Annotated in this window: 4 protein-coding genes; all 4 read left to right on the plus strand. The window is 68.6% G+C overall.

The features are described from left to right. The first annotated feature begins 38 nt into the window (after positions 1 to 38). The 4 genes from ACFXGJ_RS24060 to ACFXGJ_RS24075 all read left to right on the plus strand — a co-directional run bounded on the left by ACFXGJ_RS24060 (position 39) and on the right by ACFXGJ_RS24075 (position 4,115). Positions 39 to 1,388 (plus strand): PucR family transcriptional regulator, encoded by a 1,350-nt coding sequence (locus tag ACFXGJ_RS24060; RefSeq protein ID WP_378625777.1) that lies wholly within the window; start codon positions 39 to 41, stop codon positions 1,386 to 1,388. Between the two features lie 128 nt (positions 1,389 to 1,516). After that, on the plus strand, positions 1,517 to 2,425 hold the full coding sequence (locus tag ACFXGJ_RS24065) for an ACP S-malonyltransferase (protein ID WP_378625773.1): 909 nt from the start codon (positions 1,517 to 1,519) through the stop codon (positions 2,423 to 2,425). Positions 2,426 to 2,559: 134 nt separating this feature from the next. After that, positions 2,560 to 2,868 carry a meromycolate extension acyl carrier protein AcpM gene (acpM, locus tag ACFXGJ_RS24070; protein WP_378625774.1) on the plus strand — a complete coding sequence of 103 codons (309 nt, stop codon included), beginning with the start codon at positions 2,560 to 2,562 and terminating at the stop codon, positions 2,866 to 2,868. Further along, positions 2,865 to 4,115: a KasA/KasB family beta-ketoacyl-ACP synthase gene (locus ACFXGJ_RS24075; RefSeq protein ID WP_378625776.1), complete on the plus strand. Its 1,251-nt coding sequence runs from the start codon at positions 2,865 to 2,867 to the stop codon at positions 4,113 to 4,115. Before acpM ends, ACFXGJ_RS24075 begins: the two co-directional genes overlap by 4 nt. Positions 4,116 to 4,157 lie beyond the last annotated feature (42 nt).

Here is a 4,157-nt window from a genome sequence, read left to right on the forward strand (position 1 = left end):
TGCCGGTACGGTCCGGGAAGGGCGTACGTTTCGGTGTTATGGGTGAGCAGGAGTCCGCCGCGGCGACACCGTCGGGCGACGACGCGCAGTCGGTGACGCGCGGCGACGACGCGCACCGCCCCGCCCCGTCCCCCGCCTTCGTTCGCACCCGCCAGACCCGCGACCCGCTGCCCGACGCCCTGCTGCGGCGCGTCAAACAGTTCTCGGGTCGACTGTCGACCGAGGCCGTGACCTCCATGCAGGATCAGCTGCCCTTCTTCGGCGACCTCGACGCGGACCAGCGCGCCAGCGTCCAGCTGCTCGTGCAGACCGCCGTGGTGAACTTCCTCGAGTGGCTGCAGAACCCCGAGAGCGACATCCGGTTCAGCCTCGACGCCTTCCAGGTGATCCCGCAGGACCTGGCCCGACGGCTGACGCTGCGTCAGACGGTGGACATGGTCCGGGTGGCGATGGAGTTCTTCGAGCAGTGGCTGCCCGCACTGGCCCGCAACGAACGCCAGCTCGTCGCGCTGACCGAGGCGGTGCTGCGCTACGGCCGGGAGCTGGGTTTCACGGCGGCCTCGGTGTACGCGAGCGCGGCCGAATCGCGCGGCGCCTGGGACACGCGCCTCGAGGCACTGGTGGTCGACGCCGTCGTGCGCGGCGACAGCGGTCCGGACATGCTCTCGCGCGCGGCGACGCTGAACTGGGATGCCAACGCGCCGGCCACCGTGCTGGTCGGGACGCCACCGCCCGACCAGGGCGTGTCGGTGGTCTCGACCGTGCACACCACCGCCCAGAAGCACGGCCGGGCGGCGCTCGCGGTGGTCCAGGGGTCGCGGTTGGTCATGGTGGTCAGCGGCGACCTGCAGCAGTCCCAGACGAACCGGCCCTTCCTCACCGACCTGCTGACCAACTTCTCGGCCGGCCCGGTGGTGATCGGACCGACCACGCCCACGCTCGGCGCCGCGCACTTCAGCGCGGTCGAGGCGTTGGCCGGAATGGAGGCCGTCGCCGGCTGGCGCGGAGCGCCGCGACCGGTGCACGCCGCCGAACTTCTACCCGAGCGGGCCCTGCTCGGCGACCGGGCCGCGCTGGACTCCCTCAACGACCTGCTCGTCCAGCCGTTGGCCACCTCGGGTTCGGCCCTGACGGACACTCTCGACGCGTATCTGGACTGCGGTGCCGCGGTCGAGACCTGCGCCCGCCAACTGTTCGTCCATCCAAATACCGTGCGATACCGACTGAAGAAAATCGCCGAGGTGACTGGGAGGGATCCGACAAACCCACGGGACGCGTACGTACTCCGAATCGCAGCAACAGTCGGAAGACTGACTCAAACTCGTCACGAATCGGCACTTTCTGCCACTTCAGTAACATCCGCAACAATCCGTGGATTGGGCCTGTAACGGACGACCGTCCAATCGCGATAGCGGACGCCGACGTGCCGTTTTGTGGAAATTCCACAAAACACTTGTCCAAGGTTGATGGCCAACAACACCTCACGAGGGCCCCCGAACGGTGTTCCCTTAGTCCTGTGATTGCGTTGCTCGCCCCAGGTCAGGGGTCCCAGACTCCCGGCATGCTCAGCCCCTGGCTGGAGCTGCCGGGCACAGCCGATCGTCTCGCCATCTGGTCGAAGGCGTCCCGACTCGACCTCACCCGTCTCGGCACCACCGCGACCGCGGAGGAGATCACCGACACCGCGGTGACCCAGCCCCTCGTGGTGGCCGCCGCACTGCTGGCGTTCGAGGAACTCGACCGCCGCGGCCAGGCCCCCGCGGACCTGATCACCGCCGGCCACTCGGTCGGCGAGCTGGCCGCCGCCGCCATCGCCGGGGTCATCTCCGCCGACGACGCGGTCGCGCTCGCCGCGCTGCGCGGAGCCGAGATGGCGAAGGCCTGTGCGCTCGAGCCGACCGGCATGTCGGCGGTCCTCGGCGGCGACGAGGACACCGTCCTCGCCCGCCTCGACGAACTCGGACTCGCACCCGCGAACCGCAACGCGGCCGGTCAGATCGTCGCGGCCGGCCTGCTGAGCGCCCTCGCGGAGCTGGCCGCGAACCCGCCGGAGAAGGCTCGGGTCCGGGCCCTTCCCGTGGCGGGCGCCTTCCACACCGCGTTCATGGGTCCGGCCCAGGACGCGGTCACCGAGGCGGCCTCGCGCATCGTCCCGTCGGAGCCGACCCGCATCCTGCTGTCCAACTCCGACGGTCAGCCGGTCACCTCCGGCGCCGACGCGCTGGCCAAGCTGGCCGCACAGGTGACCAAGCCGGTGCGCTGGGATCTGTGCACCGAGTACCTCCGCACCGCCGAGGCCACCGCAATCGTCGAGCTTCCCCCGGCCGGAACCCTGGTCGGCATCGCCAAGCGCGAGATGCGCGGCACGCCGACGCTCGCCCTCAAGACCCCCGACGATCTGGACGGACTATCGCAGTTCACCTGAGTCGGGTACAACCTCACCGTCCTCAGGGACATCGAGGAACTCGCACCACGCACAACTTGCACGAGATCGGCCATTCTGCTCACCGGCCGATTGCAGGACCCGAAGAGAACACCAACCGAGAAGGGAGCCACCCAGTGGCCGCCAGCCAGGAACAACTCATTGCCGGACTCGCCGAGATCATCGAGGAGGTCACCGGTATTGAGCCGTCCGAGGTGACCATCGAGAAGTCCTTCGTCGACGACCTCGACATCGACTCGCTGTCCATGGTCGAGATCGCCGTCCAGACCGAGGACAAGTACGGCGTCAAGATCCCGGACGAGGATCTCGCCAGCCTGCGCACCGTCGGCGACGCCGTCGCGTACATCCAGAAGCTCGAGGCCGAGGGCGGCGACGCCGCCGCCGCCGTCCAGGCCAAGCTCGACGCCGCCAAGAACGAGGAGTGAGCTCGCCCGTGACTTCCACCAGGAACTTCCCCAACGTCGTCGTCACAAGCCTCGCGGCCTCGACGTCGATCGCTGGTGACGTGGATGCCACGTGGAAGGGCCTGCTCGCCGGCGAATCCGGAATCGGGATCCTCGACGATCCATTCATCGAGGAGTTCGATCTCCCCGTCCGAATCGGTGGTCACCTCAAGGTGAGCCCCGACGATTCCCTCTCCCGTGTAGAGATCCGGCGGATGAGCTTCGTGGAGCGTCTCGCCCTCGTGCTCGGACGCCAGGTGTGGGAGAACGCGGGCAGTCCCGAGGTCGACAAGGATCGCCTCGGCGTCGTCCTGGGTACCGGGCTCGGCGGTGGCGAAGCACTGATCGACACCGTCGACAAGATGAAGGCCGGCGGCTACCGGAAGGTCTCGCCGTTCGCGGTGCAGATGGTGATGCCGAACGGTCCGTCGGCGGTGGTCGGGCTCGAGCTCGGCGCCCGCGCGGGCGTCATCACCCCCGTGTCGGCGTGTTCGTCCGGTTCGGAAGCGATCGCTCACGCGTACCGGATGCTGGTCATGGGCGACGCCGACATCATCGTCACCGGTGGTGTCGAGGGTGTCATCGACCCCGTGCCGATCGCGAGCTTCGCGATGATGCGGGCGCTCAGCTCCCGCAACGACGACCCGGCGGGCGCCTCGCGCCCGTTCGACAAGGATCGCGACGGATTCGTCTTCGGCGAGGCGGGCGCGATGATGGTCCTCGAGACCGAGGAGCACGCGAAGGCGCGCGGTGCCACCATCCACGCACGACTGCTGGGTGCGGGCATCACCTCGGACGGCTACCACATCGTGGCGCCGCACCCCGAGGGCACCGGAGCGGCACGGGCGATGACCCGGGCCATCCAGACCGCCGGCCTCACCAAGGCCGACATCAAGCATGTGAACGCGCATGCGACCGCGACGCCCATCGGCGACACCGCCGAGGCGGCGGCGATCAACTCCGCGGTCGGTACGCATGCTGCGGTGTACGCACCGAAGTCCGCGCTCGGGCACTCGATCGGCGCCGTCGGTGCGCTCGAATCGGTGCTCACGGTCCTGAGTGTGCGTGACGGGGTCATTCCCCCCACGCTCAATCTCGACAACCAGGATCCAGAGATCGACCTCGACGTTGTCAAGGGCGAGCCCCGCAACGGCGATTTCGATTTCGCAATCAACAACTCGTTCGGATTCGGTGGGCACAACGTCGCGCTCGCCTTCGGCCGCGCCTGACAGGTCGGCACAGTTCGACGGTGGGATCCGGTCCCGGAAGAC

Source organism: Rhodococcus sp. NPDC059234 (assembly GCF_042754225.1).
Lineage (GTDB): Bacteria > Actinomycetota > Actinomycetes > Mycobacteriales > Mycobacteriaceae > Rhodococcus_G.